Below are 22,466 nucleotides of genomic sequence, written 5' to 3'. Positions count from 1 at the left end.
CCCTGACCAGTGCTGGTCAGGGGTTCCCTGGTGTTGCAACGTTAAGTCCGGCGGCGTCCTACTCTCCCACAAGGTCCCCCTTGCAGTACCATCGGCGCTGAGAGGCTTAGCTTCCGGGTTCGGAATGTGACCGGGCGTTTCCCTCTCGCTATGACCACCGGAACACTGTCGACCATGAATCACGGTCTCAAACATGTCCCAGCTGTAGCTGAGCTATTCAGTTTGATTCCCGATCGTCTGTCGGGAACCACAAAGTGGACGCGAGCCCCACACGCAAAGGTGCGGGAAATCAGTGTGTTATCAAGTCTTCGGCTTATTAGTACCGGTCAGCTCCACGGGTCGTTAGTCCCCGCTTCCACATCCGGCCTATCAACCCAGTAGTCTGCTGGGAGCCTCTCACACTCAAGGTGCATGGAAATCTCATCTCGAAGACGGCTTCCCGCTTAGATGCTTTCAGCGGTTATCCGGTCCGAACGTAGCTAATCAGCGGTGCCCTTGGCAGAACAACTGACACACCAGAGGTTCGTCCATCCCGGTCCTCTCGTACTAGGGATAGATCTTCTCAAATTTCCAACGCGCGCAGCGGATAGGGACCGAACTGTCTCACGACGTTCTAAACCCAGCTCGCGTACCGCTTTAATGGGCGAACAGCCCAACCCTTGGGACCTACTCCAGCCCCAGGATGCGACGAGCCGACATCGAGGTGCCAAACCATGCCGTCGATATGGACTCTTGGGCAAGATCAGCCTGTTATCCCCGAGGTACCTTTTATCCGTTGAGCGACAGCGCTTCCACAAGCCACTGCCGGATCACTAGTCCCGACTTTCGTCCCTGCTCGACCTGTCAGTCTCACAGTCAAGCTCCCTTGTGCACTTACACTCGCCACCTGATTGCCAACCAGGTTGAGGGAACCTTTGGGCGCCTCCGTTACTCTTTGGGAGGCAACCGCCCCAGTTAAACTACCCATCAGGCACTGTCCATGAACCCGATCAGGGTCCTACGTTAGACATCCAGAGTGACCAGAGTGGTATTTCAACAATGACTCCACGAACACTAGCGTGCCCGCTTCACAGTCTCCCACCTATCCTACACAAGCCACACCGAACACCAATACCAAACTGTAGTAAAGGTCACGGGGTCTTTCCGTCCTGCTGCGCGTAACGAGCATCTTTACTCGTAGTGCAATTTCGCCGAGTTCGCGGTTGAGACAGCTGGGAAGTCGTTACGCCATTCGTGCAGGTCGGAACTTACCCGACAAGGAATTTCGCTACCTTAGGATGGTTATAGTTACCACCGCCGTTTACTGGGGCTTAAATTCAGAGCTTCGCCCAAAGGCTAACCCTTCCTCTTAACCTTCCAGCACCGGGCAGGCGTCAGTCCGTATACATCGTCTTGCGACTTCGCACGGACCTGTGTTTTTAGTAAACAGTCGCTTCCCACTGGTCTCTGCGGCCTTCAACGCTCACGGAGTAAATCCGGTCACGTGTCCGGCCCCCCTTCTCCCGAAGTTACGGGGGCATTTTGCCGAGTTCCTTAACCACGATTCTCTCGATCTCCTTGGTATTCTCTACCTGACCACCTGAGTCGGTTTCGGGTACGGGCGGCTGCAACCTCGCGTCGATGCTTTTCTCGGCAGCATAGGATCACTGATTTCCCCTTACGGGTACGCGTCGGATCTCAGGCACACAGACGACGGATTTGCCTATCGTCAGCCCTACATCCTTACACCAGGTTCACCTTACGGATACCATCGCCTGGCTCAGCTACCTTCCTGCGTCACACCTGTTCATACGCTAACCGCACCAGCATGGGGTCGAGCGTTAGACCGGCCACCATCACCCCGAAGGGATCCGGACGTCCGGGTTAGGACTCTTAGCACCACTGGATTAGCTTGGGCGGTTGTTCGCCGGTACGGGAATATCAACCCGTTGTCCATCGACTACGCCTGTCGGCCTCGCCTTAGGTCCCGACTTACCCAGGGCGGATTAACCTGGCCCTGGAACCCTTGGTCTTTCGGAGGACGGGTTTCTCACCCGTCTTTCGCTACTCATGCCTGCATTCTCACTCGTGTAGCGTCCACGGCTGGATCACTCCGCCGCTTCACTCGCCACACGACGCTCTCCTACCACTCCGCACGACTGAACCACGAAGGCTTGTCTAGTGTGCGAAATCTACAACTTCGGTGGTGTGCTTGAGCCCCGTTACATTGTCGGCGCGGAATCACTTGACCAGTGAGCTATTACGCACTCTTTCAAGGGTGGCTGCTTCTAAGCCAACCTCCTGGTTGTCTATGCAACTCCACATCCTTTCCCACTTAGCACACGCTTAGGGACCTTAGTTGGTAGTCTGGGTTGTTTCCCTCTCGACGATGAAGCTTATCCCCCACCGTCTCACTGCTGCGCTCTCACTCACCGGCATTCGGAGTTTGGCTGACGTCAGTAACCTGTTGAGGCCCATCGGCCATCCAGTAGCTCTACCTCCGGCGAGAAACACGCAACGCTGCACCTAAATGCATTTCGGAGAGAACCAGCTATCACGAAGTTTGATTGGCCTTTCACCCCTATCCACAGCTCATCCCCTCCATTTTCAACTGAAGTGGGTTCGGTCCTCCACGACGTCTTACCGTCGCTTCAACCTGGCCATGGATAGATCACTTCGCTTCGGGTCTAGAACATGCGACTCAAACGCCCTATTCAGACTCGCTTTCGCTACGGCTGCCCCACACGGGTTAACCTCGCCACATATCACTAACTCGCAGGCTCATTCTTCAAAAGGCACGCCGTCACCCCTACTAAGGAGGCTCCGACGGTTTGTAAGCAAACGGTTTCAGGTACTATTTCACTCCCCTCCCGGGGTACTTTTCACCTTTCCCTCACGGTACTTGTCCGCTATCGGTCATCTGGGAGTATTTAGGCTTATCAGGTGGTCCTGACAGATTCACACGGGATTTCTCGGGCCCCGTGCTACTTGGGATACACATCCGGCCATAACACCATTTCGTCTACGGGGCTGGCACCCACTACGGCCCGGCTTTCAAACCGGTTCGACTATGATGCGCTGTAACCGCCCCAGTCCGGCAGAACTGAGTGACGTGTCCCACAACCCCGACCATGCAACGCCCGCCGGCTATCACACATGATCGGTTTAGCCTCATCCGCTTTCGCTCGCCACTACTCACGGAATCACATGTTGTTTTCTCTTCCTGTGGGTACTGAGATGTTTCACTTCCCCACGTTCCCTCTACCCGCCCTATATATTCAGGCGGGAGTCACCAGGTCACAAAAGCGCCCAGCGGGGTTTCCCCATTCGGAAATCCTCGGATCAGGGCTCGATTATCAGCTCCCCGAGGCTTATCGCAGATTTCTACGTCCTTCTTCGGCTCCAGATGCCAAGGCATCCACCGTTTGCTCTTAGAAACTTGACCACAAAGATTAAAATTGCGATCCGTCATCACCCACAACACGAACACCAAAAGTGCCCGGTCGATTGGATGACGCGAATCAAAGATGCTCGCGTCCACTGTGTAGTTCTCAACATACGATCGGCACCACACTCCCCACCGTCCAATGACAGTGCTTCATGCGGCCCAACGAAGGACCCGTAGGCCCAACCCCCACCAGACACTCTCATGTCAGCAGGAAGCCTGGTCCCTCAGGACCCAACAACGTGCACCAGCAGGCAACTCCACCCCGACCCGTCCCAACCCTGCAAGCAGAGCGTACTGAGGTCGGAAGCATCACTCCCAACTGCACTGTCAATGTTCCACCCATGAGCTACCGGCAACCACGTTCGGGTTACTCGGCGCCTGGACCACGCCCACCCCGAAGGGCACACGAGGCCAGATGCTCCTTAGAAAGGAGGTGATCCAGCCGCACCTTCCGGTACGGCTACCTTGTTACGACTTAGTCCTAATCACCGATCCCACCTTCGACGGCTCCTTCCACAAGGGTTAGGCCACCGGCTTCGGGTGTTACCGACTTTCATGACTTGACGGGCGGTGTGTACAAGGCCCGGGAACGTATTCACCGCAGCGTTGCTGATCTGCGATTACTAGCGACTCCGACTTCATGAGGTCGAGTTGCAGACCTCAATCCGAACTGAGACCGGCTTTTTGGGATTCGCTCCACCTTACGGTATCGCAGCCCTTTGTACCGGCCATTGTAGCATGCGTGAAGCCCAAGACATAAGGGGCATGATGATTTGACGTCATCCCCACCTTCCTCCGAGTTGACCCCGGCAGTCTCCTATGAGTCCCCGGCATAACCCGCTGGCAACATAGAACGAGGGTTGCGCTCGTTGCGGGACTTAACCCAACATCTCACGACACGAGCTGACGACAACCATGCACCACCTGTACACCGACCACAAGGGGGCGACCATCTCTGGCCGTTTCCGGTGTATGTCAAGCCTTGGTAAGGTTCTTCGCGTTGCATCGAATTAATCCGCATGCTCCGCCGCTTGTGCGGGCCCCCGTCAATTCCTTTGAGTTTTAGCCTTGCGGCCGTACTCCCCAGGCGGGGCGCTTAATGCGTTAGCTACGACACAGAAACCGTGGAAAGGTCCCTACATCTAGCGCCCAACGTTTACGGCATGGACTACCAGGGTATCTAATCCTGTTCGCTCCCCATGCTTTCGCTCCTCAGCGTCAGTTACGGCCCAGAGATCTGCCTTCGCCATCGGTGTTCCTCCTGATATCTGCGCATTCCACCGCTACACCAGGAATTCCAATCTCCCCTACCGCACTCTAGTCTGCCCGTACCCACTGCAAGCCCGAGGTTGAGCCTCGGGATTTCACAGCAGACGCGACAAACCGCCTACGAGCTCTTTACGCCCAATAATTCCGGACAACGCTTGCACCCTACGTATTACCGCGGCTGCTGGCACGTAGTTAGCCGGTGCTTTTTCTGCAGGTACCGTCACTTTCGCTTCTTCCCTACTAAAAGAGGTTTACAACCCGAAGGCCGTCATCCCTCACGCGGCGTTGCTGCATCAGGCTTTCGCCCATTGTGCAATATTCCCCACTGCTGCCTCCCGTAGGAGTCTGGGCCGTGTCTCAGTCCCAGTGTGGCCGGTCACCCTCTCAGGCCGGCTACCCGTCGTCGCCTTGGTGAGCCATTACCTCACCAACAAGCTGATAGGCCGCGAGTCCATCCCCAACCAAAAAATCTTTCCACCACCAGACCATGCGGCCAGTGATCATATCCAGTATTAGACGTCGTTTCCAACGCTTATCCCAGAGTCAGGGGCAGGTTACTCACGTGTTACTCACCCGTTCGCCACTAATCCACCCAGCAAGCTGGGCATCATCGTTCGACTTGCATGTGTTAAGCACGCCGCCAGCGTTCGTCCTGAGCCAGGATCAAACTCTCCGTAAAAAAATACAGACCCAACACCCCAAAAGGCATCAGACCGAGTTGATTCTGACTGTTGACTGTCTACTGACAATCTTCAATCCAAAAGGAATTGTCTCAAACCCAACCAACCCGAAGGAAGGCCAGGCACGAGGTCAATCAATAAATTGGCATTGACAATGTGCACGCTGTTGAGTTCTCAAGGACCAGACGCACTCCCCCGCTCGACACCCGAAGATGCTCCGCCAGAGAGGCTGGTGAATCCGCTGCCCGGGGAAGAACCGTGGCGGACAAGATCCCCGGGTAAACCCAGTGACCGTCTCAGCCGTTCCGTTCTCCGCCGCCGTGGCAACGAGAGGTAACACTACACAGGCTCCGGGGGCCTCGCCAACCGTGGTTCCTCCCGGGCGTGTCGGGCCGGGAGGACCCATCGGCGGCGGGCTACTCCGCTGCCGCGAGCTGCCCGCAGGCCCCGTCGATCTCCTTGCCGCGGGTGTCGCGCAGGGTCGTCGGGATGCCCGCGGCGTTGAGTCGGCGGACGAACTCGTCCTGCACGTGCACCTCGGACGAGGTCCACACGGAGCCCGGCGTCGGGTTGAGCGGGATCGGGTTGACGTGCACCCAGCCCTTGCCTCGCTTGTTGAGCTTCTCGGCGAGCAGGTCCGCACGCCAGGCGTGGTCGTTCATGTCCTTGATGAGCGCGTACTCGATCGAGACACGGCGCCCGGTCTTGACGTAGTAGTTGTGCGCGGCGTCGATCGCCTCGTCGGCCTTCCAGCGCGAGTTCACCGGGATGAGCTCGTCGCGGAGTTCGTCGTCGGGGGCGTGCAGCGACAGAGCGAAGGTCACCGGGATGTTCTCGTCCGCCAGCTTGAGGATCGCGGGGACCAGCCCGACGGTCGAGATCGTGATGCCACGGGCGCTCATGCCGAGGCCGTTCGGCTGCGGCGCGACCATGAGTCGGACGGCGTCCATCACCCGCTTGTAGTTGGCGAGCGGCTCCCCCATGCCCATGAACACGATGTTCGTCACACGCTCGGCGTCGACGCGGTCCTTGCCGCCCTTGCGGGGATCGCCCCCGAGTTCCCCCGCGGCGATGGCCGCGTTGGCCCGGACGATCTGCTCGATGATCTCGGCGGTGGACATGTTGCGGGTCAGTCCCGCCTGGCCGGTGGCGCAGAACGGGCAGTTCATGCCGCACCCGGCCTGCGACGAGACGCAGAGCGTGATGCGACCCGGGTACCGCATGAGCACCGACTCGACCAGGGCGCCGTCGTGCAGCTTCCACAGGAACTTGATCGTGTCGCCGTTGTCCGTCGCCAGCCGCCGGGTCTCGGTCAGCAGGGGCGGCAGCATCCCGGCGACGAGCTGCTCACGCTGGGCTGCGGGCAGGTCCGTCATCTTGTCCGGGTCGGACGTGTAGTGCGTGAAGTAGTGGGTTGCGAGCTGCTTCGCGCGGAAGCCCGGCAGCCCGAGTTCCTTGACGCGGGCCTCGCGCTCCTCGGCCGTCAGGTCGGCGAGGTGGACGGGCGGCTTGCCGCGCTTCGGCGATGCGAACTGCAGCAGCGGACGGCCGTCGGTGTCGGTCGCCTGCTTCCAGCCCTCGGTGCGCGGGCGCACCTGCGGACGAGCAGACTGCTGCTGTTCGAACGGGGTACGGGTGTCGGAAGCCATCAGGCCAGGATACGGGAGGCCCGTGACACGTCTGTGCCGGACCCTCCGCTGGCCGCACTGGTCACCGTCGACGGCCCCGCCTGCGTCGGGTCAGCTGCCGGCGGGCAGCAGGCGCGCGAAGTGGTGCGCGGCCGAGTACATCGGCACGATGTCGACGACCTCGCCCGGGTGCGGTGCCTGCAGCACGAGTCCCTGGCCGAGGTACAGGCCGACGTGGTCCTCGTCGTCGTAGACGACCAGGTCGCCGGGCAGCGCCTCGGACTCCGGGATCGTCGTCGCCGCGGCGTCCTGCGTCGGGACGTAGTGCACGAGCGGGATGCCGACTGCCGCGTACGCGACCATCGTCAGGCCGGAGCAGTCGATGCCCTCGTGGCTCGCGCCGCCCTCGACGTACGGGTCCCCCATGTACTGCAGAGCGGTCTCGACGATGGTGGCGCGGTCGCCGCCGGCGGACAACGCCGCCGACAGGGCCGACTGCGCCTGGGCCGTCGTCACCCCGAAGCGCAGGTCGAGCGTCGGGTACGACACGACCGTGGTCGTGGTGGTCATGCCGTCGGTCGTGACGACGGGGACCTTGACGTCGTGTGCCACGGTGAAGGTCTGCGCGGCCTGCGAGGTCGTCGTGCCCTGCTGCGTCTCGGCCGGGGTCGCCGCGTTCGCCGGCACGGCCAGGGTCAGGCTCGAGGTCACGGCGATCGCCGGTGCGAGCAGGATCGCGGCACGCTTGGCGTTCGCGGTGCGGCGGATGTGCCGCGGGTCGACGGCCCGCTCGGCACGCAGGACGGCCTTCCGGCTCAGGACGGCCGCACCGGCGCTCGAAGCGACTGGGAGCGGACGCGGCTGCATCCGGACGGTGCGGGTCGGCTTCGGGTGCTCCACGAACGTGGCCCGGGCAGCAGCGGGACCGAGGGCCGAGCGACGACCACGGGGACGGGACGGCTGCGGCTGCGGTGACGCCGGAGCGGGTTCCACCGCGGTGTGCGGGGTCCCTCGCGAGGGCTGTCGGTCTTCGGCTGCTGCAGGCAGGGCGTGGCGTCCCATGGGTCCTTCCGGGTCGGGACCGCTGGGCGATCCGGAAAGTAACGTATTGGTCACGGGGCGGACCGAGGCTGGGCAGTCCCGGAGTGTTCCTGCGGCTCGTCACAGGAACGGGCGATCCTCGCAGGTCGCTCAGATGCGGCGGATCCGCGCCCAGGTGCCCGAGGACCCGGCCTCAGGCGGACGCGACCCGCATGACGGCGGCGATCCGGGCCTCCCGGTCGGACGACAGGCGGTCGAGGCGAGCCGCCAGCGCCACGACGGACGCGTCGACCGGGGCGTCCCCCGAGATGTCCCCCGACACCGGGACGCCGGCACGGACCGCGAGCGGCAGCACGCCGGCCCAGACCGTGTGGTCCTCGCCGTCGTCCGCGGCCTCGCCGTTGCCCTGGAACCGGACCTTCACGCTCGCCCGGTCGAGGGGCAGCTGCAGGACCTGGGTGGCGCGGACCTCCTTCGGGGTCATCTCGCGGACCTCGTCGCGGCGGCCGGGCATGAGGTGGTCGGAGACCTGCCAGAGCGCCTCGGTGCGGAGTTCAGGCGGCACGACCGTCGCGGCGCCCGCGATCATCGCGCTGCGGTAGTTCGCCGAGCTGTCGAAGGTCGAACGGGCGAACACGAGCCCGTCCAGGTGCGTGACCGTCGCTGCGACCCGGACACCGGTGGCACCTGCTTCGAGGAAGAGGCCGCCGCCGGTCGATCCGTGCAGCAGCAGGACCGGGCCGGCGCCGAGGTCGCCGACGCCGCACAGGAAGGGCAGGACGATCGGGTGGCCACCGCGGACGAACCCGACGTGGGCGAGGTGTGCCTCGTCGAGGATCGCCCGCAGGACGGCGGGGTCGTCGGACTGGCGCTCGCGGATGCGTCGGACGCGCAGGTCGGGGCCGTCGGTGGCGTTCGGGGTGCTCATGCGGGCAACGCTAGGTTCGACAGTGGTCCAGTGCGTGGACCAGATCGAGGTGATCGTGGTGGACCAGTCCGGCAAGACCGCAGGGGTCGTCGAGCGCATCCGGCGGATGGTCCACGACGGCACGCTGCGCGAGGGCGATCCGCTGCCCTCGACCCGGGCGTTGGCCGCCGAGCTCGGCGTCGCACGCGGCACGGTCGTCGCCGCCTACGACCAGCTCGACGGTGAGGGCTGGATCCGGACGCGGCACGGTGCGGTGGCGCGGGTCGTCGCGTCGGCCGGCATGGGCGTCAGGGACGTGCTGCCCGCGCCGGACCCGGTTGCGACGGCGTCAGCGTCCACCGCACCGATGACCACCTCTGCCCGGCTCATCGACTGCCGCCCCGGCATCCCCGCCGTCACGGCGATCGCGCAGCGGGACTGGCGCGCAGCCTGGCGGGCGGCGGCCGACGCCCCGCTGCGGAACGCCGTCGCGGACCCCCTCGGCACGGTGGAGCTCCGCGCGCAGGTGGTCGCGCAGCTCGGCCTGAGCCGCGGGTTCGCCCCGTCGGTCGACCGGGTGCTGCTGACCGCGGGGACATCGGAGGCGCTGTCGCTCGTCACCGAGGCGCTCCGCGTGCACCTCGGTCGCGCCCCCGTGTTCGCGGTCGAGGACCCGGGGTACCGGACCGGTCAGCGTGCGGTGCTCAGCGCGGGCGGGACCGTGCTCGGCATCCCGCTCGACGACGACGGGATGGACCTCGACGCCCTGACGGCAGCCCCGCCGGTCGACGTCGTGCTCGTCACGCCGACGCACCAGTACCCGCTCGGCTCGGTGATGCCGGTGACACGACGGCAGCGGCTGCTCGCCTGGGCTGCGGCGACGGGCACGCTCGTGGTCGAGGACGACTACGACTCCGAGTTCCGGCACCGCGGCAGCCCCGTGCCCGCACTCGCGGCGCTCGACGCCGACGGGGCGGTGCTGCACGTCGGCGGGTTCTCGAAGACGCTCGACCCGCGGCTGCGCTGCTCGTACGTCGTGCTGCCCCGGGCGGCAGGCGAGCCGGTCGGGGCCGGGTCCGTGGCAGGGGTCGCCGACGCGGTGCTCGCTGCCCGTCGTGCCCGCGGCGCGGTCGTCGCCGAGCCCGTGCAGATCGCGCTCGCGCACCTGCTCCGGACCGGCGCGCTCCGCCGGCACCTCGGCCGGGTCCGGCGGGACTACACGCACCGTCGCGCCCGGATCGCGGCTCGGCTCGACGGCGTCGCCGGGCTGGAGGCCCGTGCGCTGACCGGCGGACTGCACGCCGTGGTCGTGTGGTCGGGTCCGGCGACGGGGCGGGAGGTCGCCGCGCGGATGGCCGGTGCCGGCGCGCTCGTCTCGACGCTCGAGGAGTACGGGCTGGCTCCGGGCAGCACGCCGGCCGGGGTCGTGCTGGGGTACGGGGCGGTGACGGTGCCGGAGCTGGACCGTGCGCTGGACGCGCTGGTCGCGGCGGTCGAGCGGGCCGAGATCGTTGCGTGACCCTCGTGGCCGTGGTGCCTCGGTGCGCTCTGGCCGCCGGACGAGTCGCGATCAGCCGCCGGACTGAGCGGTCGCGACCACGTTCGAACCGGCCTGCTGGCACGCTGTGTTCAGGGTGCGCCCGACGAGCTCCCACTCGGGGCTGTCCTCGAGCGCCGGCCCCGACGCGGGTGCCGGGTGGGCGTCCAGGTACTCGAGTGCGTAGTCGATGGCGTTGTCGAGCCGCTCGTCGCTGCTCGACAGGTGCTCGTACCCGAAGCGTTCTGCCGCGATCAGCGCCTCGTACTGCGCGTCGGTCAGGGCACCGCGGGAACGACCGTCCGAGGCGTTCAGGGCAATCGTCGACAGCGCGCTGATCTGCCCGCAGACGGCCGCGGCGCTCCCGTCCTCCTCCATCGGGTCCACCGTGGGGGACGCCGCCGGTGCGTCCACCGCTGCGTCCGCCGACCGAGCGCTCGACGAGGTCGGCGTCGGTGTCGACGAGGCGTCGGCTGAGCACGACGACAGGGCGAGGGACGCGAGCAGCGCACCGGCGACGACGGTCAGCGCGAGTCGGAGGGAAGCCATACCCGCCATCGTGGCAGCGCCGTGGTCACGTACGGGGCGTCGTGTCGAGATCGAGACCTCGTCGATACCGGATCGTGAGCAGGCGGGGCGCGCCGATGGTCAGTGCTGCTGCAGGTGTGCGCGCACCTGTGCTTGCACCGCGGCGGCGTCGCGGTGGTCCCAGAGCGCGAAGTGCGTGCCACCCGGCAGCGTGACGAGCTCCGCGCCGGAGATCGCTGCGGCGGCGCGGGTGCTGTCGTCCGGTCGGACCTCGGTGTCGGCGTCGCCGTGCACCAGGAGTGTCGGGGCCCGGACGGCAACGAGGTCGAGCGACTCGACGGCCGCGAGCTGCCGCACGTCGTTGGCCCAGCCCTCTCGTCGGGGCCCGGACGCGTTGCCGGTGCGTGCGAGCCCGAGCAGGAACGCCCGCCGCTCCGGGTCGGCCAGGACGCCGGCGACGTGTTCCCGCAGGACTCCACCACGCAGGGTGCTCACGCCGGCCACCGCAGCGCGTGCCGCGGCAGCCGGGGCGACGCGTGCTGCGATCGCTGCCAGACGGGCACCGAACGCAGTGTCGGTCACGAGTCGTTCGGCAGGTCCCGCCGACCCGGGGACCCAGCGACCGGACACTCCGGAGGCGACGGCGAGCGCACTGACCCGGTCCGGGTGTCGGACCGCCAGGCGGTACGCGGCCGGGGCGCCACCGGACCAGGCCAGTACACCGACCCGATCGATGCCGAGGTCGTCGAGGACCCCGGCGAGCTGGTCGGCCTCGTCGTCCATCGTGGGGTGCTCGGCGTCGAGCCGGGTACCGAGGTAGCCCGGTCGCGAGACCGCGACCACCCGGAAGTCCTCGGACGGCAGGAACGCCGCCATCAGCTCGGCGACGTCGATCCCGCCGGGACTGCCGTGCAGGACGAGCACGGGGACGCCGGTGGCGGAGCCTCGGGTCCCGACCTCGACGCCACGGGTGACCGCTCGGGCCGAAGGGGGCATGGCCCGACGATACTGCGGGCTCGGGCTCGGGTTCGGCGTCGGCGTGCGGGTCAGCGGGCCTCGGGGCGCGCGGAGCCGCGGGTGCTCACGAGGTCGGCGAGGGACGGCTCGGCCTCGTCGGTCGGCACAGCCCAACCACGTCGGGCGGCCTTGCGGACGAGACGGTAGGTGGTGACCTGGACGGGCTCGACCCCGTCGGCGGATTCGTAGTTCGTCATCGTGGTTTCTCCCTGAATAGCGAGTGGTTCGCTGCAGCCGAAAGTACCCGGACGCCGTACCCCCGGACGGGGGCCTGCGTTCCATGGCCAAAGGCCGGAGAGCGCGACACGAGAACCCTCGCCACGGCGGGATTGTTCGCATACAATGCAAACATGTTGATAACCGTCGACCCGACCGCGCGGGCCACCCTCGCCGAACAGGTCGCGTCGCAGATCCGGTACGCGATCGCACGCGGAGACCTCGCGAGCGGGGAACGCCTGCCGTCGGCGCGCGACCTCGCCGCCGCGGTAGACGTCAACATGCACACGGTGCTGCGCGCCTACGCACAGCTGCAGGACGACGGACTGATCGAGCTGCGGCGGGGTCGCGGAGCCACCGTCCTGCGATCGGGCAACGCCTCGTTCGACCGGCTGCGCACGCTCGTGGACGAGCTGCGCGACCAGGCCGACACGCTCGGGGTGCCGCTCGACGACCTGTTCACGATGATCAAGGGGGCACGATGACGAACCGACCGATGCGTTCGAGGACCCGTGTGGCAGTGGTGGCGCCCGGGCTGGTGGTGTTGCTGACCCTGGTGGTCGCGGCACTCGTCGCCGCACCGAGCCTGCCGGACCGCATGGCCGTGCACTTCGGGGCCGACGGCACCGCGGACGGCTGGAGTTCGCCCTGGCCGGTGTTCTGGATCACGCTCGCGGTGACCGCCGGCGCGGTGGCTCTGGCGTTCGCGGCACTGCGGCTGCCCGACCGCCGGACCGCCGCCACCCTGGTGCTCGTGGCCAACCTGTTCGCCGGCAGCCTGGGCACCGCCTGGATCGTGCTCGCCGCGACGAACACCGTCGGCGACGGGACGCTGTCCGGCTGGTGGACCGTACCGTTCCTGGTCGTCAGCGCGGTCATCGCCGCGGTGCCGGTCGTCGCGCTCGTCCGGACGGCTCCCCCGGTGCCCGCGCACGACGTCGAACCGCTGCGCATCGGGTCGGACACGCGGGTCGCGTGGCGCGCCCACATCGGCAGTCGCTGGTTCGCGGCGCTCGGGGCCGTCGTGGTCGGACTCGGGATCGGCACGGGGCTCGCGATGGCTCCGTCCGACATCGGTACGGCCGTCGCGTCCGGAGCGGTGTCGGTCGTCGCCGGGCTCGCCGTGCTGGTGCTCGCCCGGGTCGAGCTCACCGTGGACCGTCGCGGGATGCGGCTGACCTCGACGTGGACCCGCATCCCGCTCATGCGCGTCCCGCTCGAGCGGATCGAGTCCTGCGGGTGGGAGGACGTCTCGCCCGGACAGTGGGGCGGCTGGGGCTACCGGTTCTCCGGCCGTGGGGTCGCCTACGTGGTGCGGTCCGGGCCGGGCCTCGTGGCACGGCTCCGCGGCGGGCAGGCACGGATGGTGACCGTGCCGGACGCTGCGGGCGGGGCCGCGGCCCTGGGCGCACTGCTCGCGCACCGCACGCCGGCCTGACGGGGCCGCGCCGGGCCTCCCGGTCGCGGTGGTGATGCCACGAGTCTCGGGTGAGGCGACAGTCCTCGCGCTGCGGAGCCCGAGAGGTGTCGCTCAGCCCGAGACTCGGGGCGAGCTCGCGCCGCAGGCGGTCAGAGGCTCGTCATGCCGCCGTCGACGCGGAACTCGGCGCCCGTCGCGTAGGACGACTCCGCGCTGGCCAGGTAGACCATGATCCCGGTGACGTCGTCGGGGGTGCCGGGGCGGCCGAGCGGTGTGCGGGAGACGATCGCCGCACGTGCTTCGGGGTCGCCGGAGATCGCCGAGACGAGCCCCGTCTCGGTGTAGCCCGGCACGACGGTGTTCACCCGGATGCCGTCCCGCGCGTAGGCCATCGCGGTCGCGCGGACGAGCGCGTGGATGCCGCCCTTGGTCGACGAGTAGGCCGCGAAGTCCGCACCCTCGCCGTTCAGCCCGGTGGGTGAGCCCGTCGCGATGATCGACCCCCCGCCGCCGGCCGCGAGCATCGCCCGGACGGCGTGCTTCACGGTCAGGAACGTGCCCGTCAGGTTCACCGCGACCGTGCGGTTCCAGGTGTCGAGCGAGACGTCCGCGATCGCAGCGTCGTGGCCGAACAGTTGCACGCCGGCGTTCGCGACCACCACGTTCGGCGTCAGGTCGCGCTCCGCGAGGGCGGCGAACCCGGCCGCGACGCTGGTCTCGTCGGCGATGTCCATGGTGAGCGGCAGCGCGAGCGCGCCGGCTGCCGCTGCTGCGGTGCCCGCCGCCGTCGCGTCCCGGTCGGCGTAGACCACGCGAGCGCCCTCGGCGACGAACCGGTCCGCGATCGCACGGCCGATGCCGGAGCCCGCCCCGGTGACGAGTGCGGTCCTGTGGTCGAGTCGTGCGGTCATGCGGGCGCTCCGTCCTGGGAGCGTCGTCGCTCCACGGACCCATCATTGCCCAACCGGTTGACCGGTGGTAGTCATGAGCCATGACTGCGGTGTCGATCGGTGCGTGGCGGTTCACGCTGCGCGGCGCCGAGCTCGCCGACCTGGCGTACGACGGCGAACCGGTCCTGCGGTCGATCCGGTTCGTGACGCGCGACCACGACTGGCGCACCGCCGACGACGTCGTGCTCGCGCGGACGCCGCCCTCCGGCCCGGGCAGCAGCGGGCGCCTGCGCATCGAGGCCAGCGCCCGCTACGACGGCGCCGAGGTGCTGCGGTACGTCCTCGAGGTCACGGTCGACGGCCCCACCCTGCAGGTCGACGCGGTCGGCACCACGACGACGCCGTTCCGCCGCAACCGCATCGGCTTGGTCGTGCTCCACCCGCCGACCCTCGCCGGCGTGCCCGTCACCGCGCGCCACCCGTCCGGCACCGCGACCTCGGCCGTGTTCCCGACCTGGATCGCGCCACACCAGCCGGCCGCCGACCTGTCGGGGCTGGACTGGTCGACGGGTCGGGTCGCGCTGACGCTCGACCTGGCCGGCGACGTGTTCGAGGCCGAGGACCAGCGCAACTGGACCGATGCCTCGTTCAAGACCTACTCGACGCCGCTGTCCGAGCCGTTCCCCGTCGCGCTCGACGCGGGTTCCGTGGTCCACCAGTCGCTCACGCTGCACGCGACGACGGACGATCGACCGGGAGGCACGGCCTCCCCCGCCCCGGACCTCACGTTCCTGGACGGGCCGGCTGCCTCCGCCGCGGTCGCCCCGCCGCCGACGCTCCAGCTGCTCGCCGCCTCGGCACCGGCGGCTGCGCGCCCGGCCGACGTGCGCCCGGCCGCGGTGCCGCTCGACGTGCCGGTCCTGGTGGAGCCCGTCGTGCTGGTCGAACCCTTCCTCGGCGATCCGAACGTCGGGGCCGTGCTGGCGTCAGCTCGGCGCGATGCGGGTGGCGGGCCGCTCGACGTCCGGTTCGTCACCGACGACCCGGATCGGCTGCGCGCCGCGATCGACGACGTGCTCGACTCGGGCGCGGTCGTGCGGATCGGCGCGTTCGACCCGACCTCGCACGTGACGACCTCGGCGCTGCAGCAGGCCCTGCGTGACGCCGCGGCTGCTGCCGGCGACCTCGAGGTCGTGGCGGGTACCCGCGCGCACTTCACGGAGCTGAACCGGACCGTCGACCTGTTCCGCGACTGGGACGGGCCCCTGACGTTCAGCGTGACGCCGCAGATGCACGACCGGTCGCCCGAACAGGTGACCGAGTCGATCCGGATGCAGCGCTGGGTGGTGATGAGCGCCTCCCGGCTGGCCGCCGGCAGGGCGCTCCACGTCGGACCGGTGACGCTGCGGCCACGGTTCAACGCCGTGGCGACGTCAGCGCGCCCCGTCGTGACCGACGCGGGGATCGAGGCCGGGTACGGGCCGCAGTTCGTGCCGGACGCGACGGATCCGCAGCAGCACTCGGCGGCAGCGCGGGCGTGGTTCCGGGCGTCCTGGGACGCACTGCGGGCCCCGGGCGTCGCGAGCATCACGCTCGCCGAAGCCTGGGGCCCGCGGGGACTCAGTGTCGATCTGTGGCGGACGCTCAGCGACGGACGGCGTCGATCTTGAGCATCTTGGCGATGACCGAGTCGAGCTCGCTGTCGTCGAAGACCTGCTTCCAGTCCTCCTTGATGAGCTTCTCGCGGCCGTAGCCCATGGCGATGTGGCAGGCGTCCGAGAACGGGTTCGAGCCGCGCAGGCCGTTGGTCAGCGCGATCCAGGTGTGGCCGTAGAGCATGGCGCGGGCGGCCTCGCGGGGCACGCCGACACCGGTGACGGTCTCCTCGAGGGCGTCGTTGAGGAAGTCGCCGATCATGCAGGCGATGGTCTCGACCAGGGTCGGCTCGAGCACGGCGAGCTGCTTCACGGTGACCCAGTGGACCTGGATGACGGGTGCGTACATGGTGGTGATGACGGCCTCGGCGATCGCCTTGGCGCTGTCGTCCGGGTCGCCGAGGGACTCGGACGCGTCGAAGGCCGCGATGACCTCCTGCGGGGCGGCGATGCCACCGAAGGTGTCGTCCCACTCGGCCTTGGTGGTGCGCTCGAGGAACACCGAGGGGTGGCACGGGTGCGCCACGGCGTAGTGGATGTCCTCGCGCTTGGCGAGCAGTCCGGCGTAGGCGGCGGCCGGGTCGAGCGTCAGGATCGTCGCGCCCGGCTGCATGACCGGGACGAGCTGCTCCGAGATGGTGCCGAGCAGGACGTCCGGCACGGCGAGGATGACCACGTCAGCGACCTTGGCGGCCTCGAGGCTGTCGGTGAGTGACCGGCCGAGGGCCTGGATGCGCTCCTGTCCGGCGGGCGAGGCCTCGCTGTAGAGCGTCGTGTACTCGCTCTTCGCGAAGTTGTTCGAGACGCGGGTGCCCATCTTGCCGCCGGCACCGATCACGGCGACGGTGACGTCGGCCGTGCCGGATCCGGCAGCGACGGTGTGGGGGGTGGTGACGGTGTCGGTCATGATTCCTTGCTCCTGATGTGCTCGATGGTGTGTTCGGTCCACGCCGCCTCGATGCGGGTGGTGGTCTGTGCGGGCGTCTCGCCCGGTCGTGGTTCGGTGCCCGCGTGCTCGTCCTGCCAGGGCAGCCAGAACTCGATGACGCGGTTGATCCCGCGGGCGTCGGGGTCGATCGCAGCGCGGACGGCGTCGTGGTCGACGACCCCGGTGCCCATCGGGACGCCGGTGTACTGGAACCCGACCCACCCCGGCGACCGGGTGAACCCGGAGTCCTTGACGTGCCAGTTGACGACGTGCGGGGCGGTCATCGCGACGACGTCGGCGGGGTGTTCGAGCCGTGCGACGGTGTTCGCCGGATCCAGGCAGATGCCGAGGTGGTCGGAGCCGATCGCCTGCACGACCGCGACGAGGTCGGCGGTGGCGACGACCTCGTAGGTCTCGAGGGCGAGCGTCACCCCGGCCGCCTCGTAGGCGGGGAGTGCCTGGCGCAGACGGCGTTCGGTCTCGGTGGCGTCCGGCTGGTCGTCGCCGCTCGTCCACATCGACCGGACGAGCGTCGCGCCGAGCACCTGCGCGATGTGCAGGTACCGGGCGAGGTGCGCCGGGTCGGTGCCGCGGGTGCCGACCTCGAGCGTGAGCCCGAGGTCGTCGGCCAGCGTCCGGATCGCGGCCAGCCGGTCGTCCGACGCGGTGTCGAGCGGCAGGTGGTCGCAGATCTGGAACAGGTCGACGCCGTCGTGGGCCGCGGTGTCGCGCAGGGCGTCGTCGAGGGACAGCGGTGCCGGCACACGGTCGGACATGCGCCAGAAGTAGGCGTAGGTGGAGAGGCCGAGCAGGGAGGTCATGCGGTCGCCCCCAGCGCCTCGGCTTCGTCGAGGATCGTGCGGATCGCCTCGGGGTCGTGGGCGAAGCGGCCGAGGAACAGGCCACCGATGCCGCCCCGTCCCCGGGTGAGCAGGCCCGGCCCGGCGCTGCCGCCGTAGATGACGACCGACCCGGCGAGCTCCGGACGGGTCGCCAGGTGCTGCTCGATGCCCGCGAGCACCGCGACGATGTGCTCGTCGGGCGCCGGCTCCGGTGCGCCGATCGCCCAGACCGGCTCGTAGGCGGCGATGACCGGCCCGGCGAGTCCGTCGGCGACGGCCGTCGCGACGAAGCGGTCGAGCTGCGCGGTGACCTCGGCGACGGCAGCGGACGGGTCGCCGTCGGCCGCGCGGTCGGTCTCGCCGATGCAGATGAGGGGACGCAGGCCGTTGCGGAAGGCGGCGTGCACCTTGCCGGCGATGTCCTGATCGGACTCGTGGAACAGGGAGCGACGCTCGGCGTGGGCGATCTCGACCAGGTCGACCCCGACCTCGCGGAGTTCGCGGCCGGACACTTCACCGGTGAAGGCGCCCTCGTCTGCCCATGCCAGGTCCTGCGCGCCGAGGAGCACCGGGGTGCGCTCGAGCACGGCGTGCACCGGCACCAGCGAGGGGAACGTCGGGATGACGAAGAGTTCGACCGCACCGGACTGCACCGCCGGGTGGGTTCGGGCGATGTCGGCCACGGCGGCCGCCCACTCGAGCGTCCGGGCGTGCCCGAAGTACATTTTGAGCGACACCCCGATCGTCAGGGGGGCGGCCGCCGTGGTCGCCGGCATCAGGCGTCGGTCCCGACCGGGGCCGAGCCGTCGTATGCGCAGATCGCGGCGACCTTCGATGCACTGGCACTCGAAGCGTCGAACGTGTAGCCGAGCCACTCCTTCGCCATCCGGCGTGCGACCTCGACGCCGACGACGCGCTGGCCCATGCAGAGGACCTGCGCGTCGTTCGACAGGACCGAACGCTCGACGCTGAACGAGTCGTGCGCGGTGACGGCACGGATGCCGGGGACCTTGTTCGCCGCGATCGCGACACCGAGTCCGGTGCCGCAGATCAGGATCGCGCGGTCGGCCTCGCCGTTCGCCACGAGTCGTGCTGCGTCGACGGCCACGTGCGGGTACGCGGTGTGCCCGTCCGCGTCCACACCGACATCGACCACGGAGACGACCCGCGGATCGGCCTGCAGGTCCTGCTTGATGATCTCCTTGTAGTCGAACCCGGCGTCGTCCGAGCCGACGACGATGCGGAACTGCTGGTCACTCATGCGGGTGCCTTTCGTGGTGGTGTGGGTCAGGCTGGGACGGAGACGGTCGACAGGACCGCCGCGGTGATCAGGGCGAACGAGATCGCACCCGCGTCGGGGGTGCCGACCGCGTCCTCGCCGTGCGTGCGGGCGCGGCCCATCTTCGGCAGCAGGTCGGCGGTTGCGTCGGCGGCGGCCGTCGCCGCGGCGGACGCGGCCGACCAGGCACGGACCAGGTCGTCGCCGGCCGCGACGCGGTCGGTGAGGACCTGGTCGAAGGGGACGATCGCGTCGACCATGGTCTTGTCGCCGGGGACGGCGCCGAACGCGAGGACCGCCTCGGTGGCGGCGTGCACCGCGCTCTGGACCGTGGCGGCGGTCGGACGTGACGCGTCGCCGAGGACGCGACCCAGTGCCTCCAGGGCGGCTCCCCAGATCGCGCCGGACGTGCCACCGGCCTTGTCGGACCAGGCATCTCCGGCGATCGCCAGGACGCTGCCGGCGCCGGCGCCCCGTGCGGCCGCGTCCTGCGCGGCGCGGTCTGCGGCGGTGGCGCCGCGCTGCATGCCGATGCCGTGGTCGCCGTCGCCGGCGACGGCGTCGATGCGACCGAGTTCGTCGGCGTGGTCGTCGATGGTGGTGCGGATGGCCGTGATCGCCTCGGCGACCCGGGCGGCGGACGCCTGCGACGCCTCGGTGCCCGGCGTGACCGGTGCCTGCTCGTCCGCGGCGAGGGCCTCGGGTGCGACCGGCTGTTGCGGGACGGCACCGCCCTTGCGGTACGCGGGGCTGTCGGCGGGCGCTGCCCAGAGCTGCTCGAGTTCGTCGTCGAGCCAGAACAGCGTGAGCGAGACGCCGGCCATGTCGAAGCTCGTGACGAGTTCGCCGACCTCGGGCTCGACGACGACGACGCCGGCCGCCGCGAGCCCGCGCTGCACGGCCCCGAAGACGACGAAGAGCTCCTCGTACTTGACGCTGCCGAGACCGTTGAGGATCGGGACGACGCGTGTTCCGTCGACGACGACACCGGATGGCAGCTCGGTCAGCAGCTTGTCGACGAGCAGGTCGGCCAGTCCGGACGCGGTGGGGACGTCGGCCTCGGCGATGCCGCGTTCGCCGTGGATGCCCATCCCGATGGCCATCCGACCCTCGGGGACGGTGAAGAGCGGCTCGTCCGCGCCGGGGAGCGAGCAGCCGGAGAACGCGACGCCGAAGCTGCGGGTGCGGTCGTTGGCACGGGTCGCGATCGCGGTGACCGTGTCGAGGTCGTCCCCGCGTTCCGCGGCGGCACCGGCGACCTTGAAGACGCAGAGGTCACCGGCGATGCCGCGGCGCTTGTGGGCTTCGGCGCTCGGGGCGCTCGCGACGTCGTCGGTCACCCGCACCGTGCGGACGTCGATCCCGCTGTCGGCCAGTGCCCGCGCCGCGGCGTCGAAGTTGAGCACGTCGCCGGCGTAGTTGCCGTAGCTCAGCAGCACCCCGCCGCCGTGCTCGGACGCCTTCGCGACCGCCGCGACCTGCTGGGCGCTCGGGCTGGCGAACAGGTTGCCCATCGCGGCGCCGGCGGCCAGGCCGTGCCCGACGAGTCCGCCGAAGGCCGGGTAGTGGCCGGAACCGCCGCCGACGACGAGCGCGACGGTCCCCTCGGGGCTGGTGGTCGAGCGGGCGACGCCGCCGTGGACCTTGCGGACCCGGGCCTGGTTCGCGGCCACGAAGCCGTCGACCATCTCGTCGGCGAAGTCGGCGGGGTCGTTGAACAGGCGGGTCATGCGTGGCTCTCCTGGGTCGTGGTCGTCGTGGCCTGCGCCGCAGCGTCGGCGTCCCGTCGTTCGTTCCGCTTCGTGTTCCGACCGAGCACGAACATCAGCACGCTCGACAGCACCATGAAGAAGCCGACGATGAACATCGGGACCTGGTAGCCGCCGGTCCACCCGCTGACGACACCTGTGATGTACGGGGCGGCGAAGCCACCGAGGTTGCCGATCGTGTTGATGAGCGCGACCCCCGCGGCTGCGGCGGCACCGGTCAGGAACTGCGTCGGCACGGTCCAGAAGTTCGGCAGCGCGGCGAAGATCGCGCAGGCGGTGACCGCGATGACGGCGATCGTGGCGGCCGGGCTGTTCATGTAGAGCGCGACCGGGATGCTCAGGCCACCGACGAGCGCAGGGACGGCGATGTGCCAGACCCGGACGCCACGGCGGAAGGCGTCACGCGACCAGAAGTACAGGACGACCGCGGCGGGGACGTACGGGATCGCCGTGATCATGCCCTTCTGGAACAGGTCGAACGTGGTGCCGAACTGCTCCTGGAAGCCGTCGATGATGGTCGGCAGGAAGAAGCTCAGTGCGTAGAGGCCGTAGATGAAGCCGAAGTAGACCGCGGCGAGCATCCAGACGCGACCGGAACCGAAGGCCGCACGGAGACCGCCCTTGGCGTGCCCGTCTCCCCCTCCCTTGGCCTTGTTCTCGGCTGCGAGGGCACCCTCGAGCCACAGCTTCTCGTCCTCGTCGAGCCACTTCGCCTGCGACGGCTTGTCCTTGAGCACGAAGAGGCACAGGATGCCGACGATGATCGCCGGGATCGAGACGCACAGGAACATGAAGCGCCACCCGGCCAGGCCGCCGAGCATGCCCTCGTGGGTCATCAGCCAGCCGGCGAGCGGGGAGCCGATGACGCTCGTCAGGGGCTGGGCCAGGTAGAACAGCGCGAGCATCTTGCCGCGGTGCCGGGCGGGCACCCACGTCGACAGGAACAGGATCGCGCCGGGGAAGAACCCGGCCTCGGCGATGCCGAGCAGGAAGCGCAGCCCGACGAGCTGCGGGTAGTTCTGCACCCACGTGAAGAGCAGCGAGACGATGCCCCACGTGATCATGATGCGCGCGAGCCAGATGCGCGCGCCGAACTTGTGGAGCGCCAGGTTGGAGGGCACCTCGAGCACGAGGTAGCCGATGAAGAACACGCCGGAGGCGAACCCGAACTGGGCGGCGGTCAGACCGAGGTCCGCCTCCATGCCGTTCGGGGCCGCGAAGGAGATCGCGGTGCGGTCGAGGAAGTTGATGAAGAACATCAGTGCCACGAACGGCACGATGCGGATCGCGATCTTGCGGATGGCCGTCTTCTCGACGACCGAGGTGGGGATGCCTCGCGTGGCGGGGATGTCCACGATGACTCCTGCTCGGTGGGGGTGGTACGACTCCGACCCGTGCTGCTGCGCCCGGATGGAGCGGGCGCATCGGTGCGC

Annotated in this window: 17 protein-coding genes and 3 rRNA genes; 4 read left to right on the top strand and 16 right to left on the bottom strand. The window is 68.3% G+C overall.

Features of this window, described 5'->3' with window-relative positions; all coding sequences use genetic code 11:
* Positions 1-45: 45 nt before the first annotated feature.
* From rrf to DEJ14_RS06895, 6 genes are all read right to left on the bottom strand, one after another.
* Positions 46-162 (bottom strand): 5S ribosomal RNA (rrf, locus tag DEJ14_RS06920).
* 134 nt (positions 163-296) lie between these two features.
* Positions 297-3,424 (bottom strand): 23S ribosomal RNA (locus tag DEJ14_RS06915).
* A gap of 429 nt (positions 3,425-3,853) precedes the next feature.
* Positions 3,854-5,375 (bottom strand): 16S ribosomal RNA (locus DEJ14_RS06910).
* Together the 16S, 23S and 5S rRNA genes form the textbook arrangement of a ribosomal RNA operon.
* Positions 5,376-5,792: 417 nt before the next feature.
* Positions 5,793-7,025, bottom strand: a complete 1,233-nt coding sequence (gene rlmN, locus DEJ14_RS06905) for a dual-specificity RNA methyltransferase RlmN (protein ID WP_111086542.1) — start codon at positions 7,023-7,025, stop codon at positions 5,793-5,795.
* A gap of 90 nt (positions 7,026-7,115) precedes the next feature.
* The gene (locus tag DEJ14_RS06900; protein WP_146249823.1) at positions 7,116-8,066 is read right to left on the bottom strand and encodes a C40 family peptidase; all 951 of its coding nucleotides are present in this window, start codon (positions 8,064-8,066) and stop codon (positions 7,116-7,118) included.
* A 172-nt stretch (positions 8,067-8,238) separates the two neighbouring features.
* The gene (locus DEJ14_RS06895) at positions 8,239-8,973 is read right to left on the bottom strand and encodes a pyridoxamine 5'-phosphate oxidase family protein (RefSeq protein WP_111086540.1); all 735 of its coding nucleotides are present in this window, start codon (positions 8,971-8,973) and stop codon (positions 8,239-8,241) included.
* 34 nt (positions 8,974-9,007) lie between these two features.
* On the opposite strand from DEJ14_RS06895, the gene pdxR reads away from it, so the two are divergent.
* Positions 9,008-10,471: a MocR-like pyridoxine biosynthesis transcription factor PdxR gene (pdxR, locus tag DEJ14_RS06890; RefSeq protein WP_181437638.1), complete on the top strand. Its 1,464-nt coding sequence runs from the start codon at positions 9,008-9,010 to the stop codon at positions 10,469-10,471.
* 51 nt (positions 10,472-10,522) lie between these two features.
* Here the strand turns inward: pdxR and DEJ14_RS06885 are convergent, their stop codons facing one another.
* The 3 genes from DEJ14_RS06885 to DEJ14_RS06875 form a co-directional block, all read right to left on the bottom strand.
* On the bottom strand, positions 10,523-11,038 hold the full coding sequence (locus DEJ14_RS06885) for a hypothetical protein (RefSeq protein ID WP_111086538.1): 516 nt from the start codon (positions 11,036-11,038) through the stop codon (positions 10,523-10,525).
* A 99-nt stretch (positions 11,039-11,137) separates the two neighbouring features.
* Entirely contained in the window at positions 11,138-12,013 is an 876-nt protein-coding gene (locus DEJ14_RS06880; protein WP_181437637.1) for an alpha/beta fold hydrolase, read from the bottom strand.
* 50 nt (positions 12,014-12,063) lie between these two features.
* Positions 12,064-12,231, bottom strand: coding sequence for a hypothetical protein (locus tag DEJ14_RS06875; protein ID WP_159572230.1), 168 nt, complete (start codon positions 12,229-12,231; stop codon positions 12,064-12,066).
* 153 nt (positions 12,232-12,384) lie between these two features.
* On the opposite strand from DEJ14_RS06875, the gene DEJ14_RS06870 reads away from it, so the two are divergent.
* On the top strand, positions 12,385-12,735 hold the full coding sequence (locus DEJ14_RS06870) for a GntR family transcriptional regulator (RefSeq protein WP_111086536.1): 351 nt from the start codon (positions 12,385-12,387) through the stop codon (positions 12,733-12,735).
* Positions 12,732-13,688: a DUF1648 domain-containing protein gene (locus tag DEJ14_RS06865; protein WP_258373360.1), complete on the top strand. Its 957-nt coding sequence runs from the start codon at positions 12,732-12,734 to the stop codon at positions 13,686-13,688. Before DEJ14_RS06870 ends, DEJ14_RS06865 begins: the two co-directional genes overlap by 4 nt.
* Before the next feature lie 131 nt (positions 13,689-13,819).
* Here the strand turns inward: DEJ14_RS06865 and DEJ14_RS06860 are convergent, their stop codons facing one another.
* Positions 13,820-14,581 (bottom strand): SDR family NAD(P)-dependent oxidoreductase, encoded by a 762-nt coding sequence (locus DEJ14_RS06860; protein WP_111086535.1) that lies wholly within the window; start codon positions 14,579-14,581, stop codon positions 13,820-13,822.
* 80 nt (positions 14,582-14,661) lie between these two features.
* Between DEJ14_RS06860 and DEJ14_RS06855 the strand changes: the two genes are divergently transcribed.
* Positions 14,662-16,230, top strand: a complete 1,569-nt coding sequence (locus DEJ14_RS06855; protein WP_111086534.1) for a D-apionate lactonase family protein — start codon at positions 14,662-14,664, stop codon at positions 16,228-16,230.
* Here the strand turns inward: DEJ14_RS06855 and DEJ14_RS06850 are convergent.
* The 6 genes from DEJ14_RS06850 to DEJ14_RS06825 are packed head-to-tail and all read right to left on the bottom strand — an operon-like array spanning position 16,205 to position 22,388.
* Positions 16,205-17,122: a phosphogluconate dehydrogenase C-terminal domain-containing protein gene (locus DEJ14_RS06850; RefSeq protein ID WP_111086533.1), complete on the bottom strand. Its 918-nt coding sequence runs from the start codon at positions 17,120-17,122 to the stop codon at positions 16,205-16,207. The two genes, DEJ14_RS06855 and DEJ14_RS06850, sit on opposite strands and share 26 nt — an antisense overlap.
* A complete protein-coding gene (locus tag DEJ14_RS06845; RefSeq protein WP_111086532.1) occupies positions 17,119-17,964 on the bottom strand; it encodes a sugar phosphate isomerase/epimerase family protein in 846 nt (281 codons plus the stop codon). Before DEJ14_RS06845 ends, DEJ14_RS06850 begins: the two co-directional genes overlap by 4 nt.
* Positions 17,961-18,761, bottom strand: a complete 801-nt coding sequence (locus DEJ14_RS06840) for a triose-phosphate isomerase family protein (RefSeq protein WP_111086531.1) — start codon at positions 18,759-18,761, stop codon at positions 17,961-17,963. Before DEJ14_RS06840 ends, DEJ14_RS06845 begins: the two co-directional genes overlap by 4 nt.
* Positions 18,761-19,246 (bottom strand): ribose-5-phosphate isomerase, encoded by a 486-nt coding sequence (locus DEJ14_RS06835; RefSeq protein ID WP_111086530.1) that lies wholly within the window; start codon positions 19,244-19,246, stop codon positions 18,761-18,763. The genes DEJ14_RS06840 and DEJ14_RS06835 overlap by 1 nt, the downstream gene beginning before the upstream one ends.
* Positions 19,247-19,272: 26 nt before the next feature.
* A complete protein-coding gene (locus DEJ14_RS06830) occupies positions 19,273-20,994 on the bottom strand; it encodes a dihydroxyacetone kinase family protein (RefSeq protein WP_111086529.1) in 1,722 nt (573 codons plus the stop codon).
* Positions 20,991-22,388 carry an MFS transporter gene (locus DEJ14_RS06825; RefSeq protein WP_111086528.1) on the bottom strand — a complete coding sequence of 466 codons (1,398 nt, stop codon included), beginning with the start codon at positions 22,386-22,388 and terminating at the stop codon, positions 20,991-20,993. The genes DEJ14_RS06830 and DEJ14_RS06825 overlap by 4 nt, the downstream gene beginning before the upstream one ends.
* Positions 22,389-22,466 lie beyond the last annotated feature (78 nt).

Origin of the sequence: Curtobacterium sp. MCJR17_020, assembly GCF_003234365.2 — a bacterium.
GTDB lineage: Bacteria > Actinomycetota > Actinomycetes > Actinomycetales > Microbacteriaceae > Curtobacterium.
The sequence above is the reverse complement of the archived record's forward strand: the minus strand, read 5'-3'. Positions and strand labels throughout refer to the sequence as shown.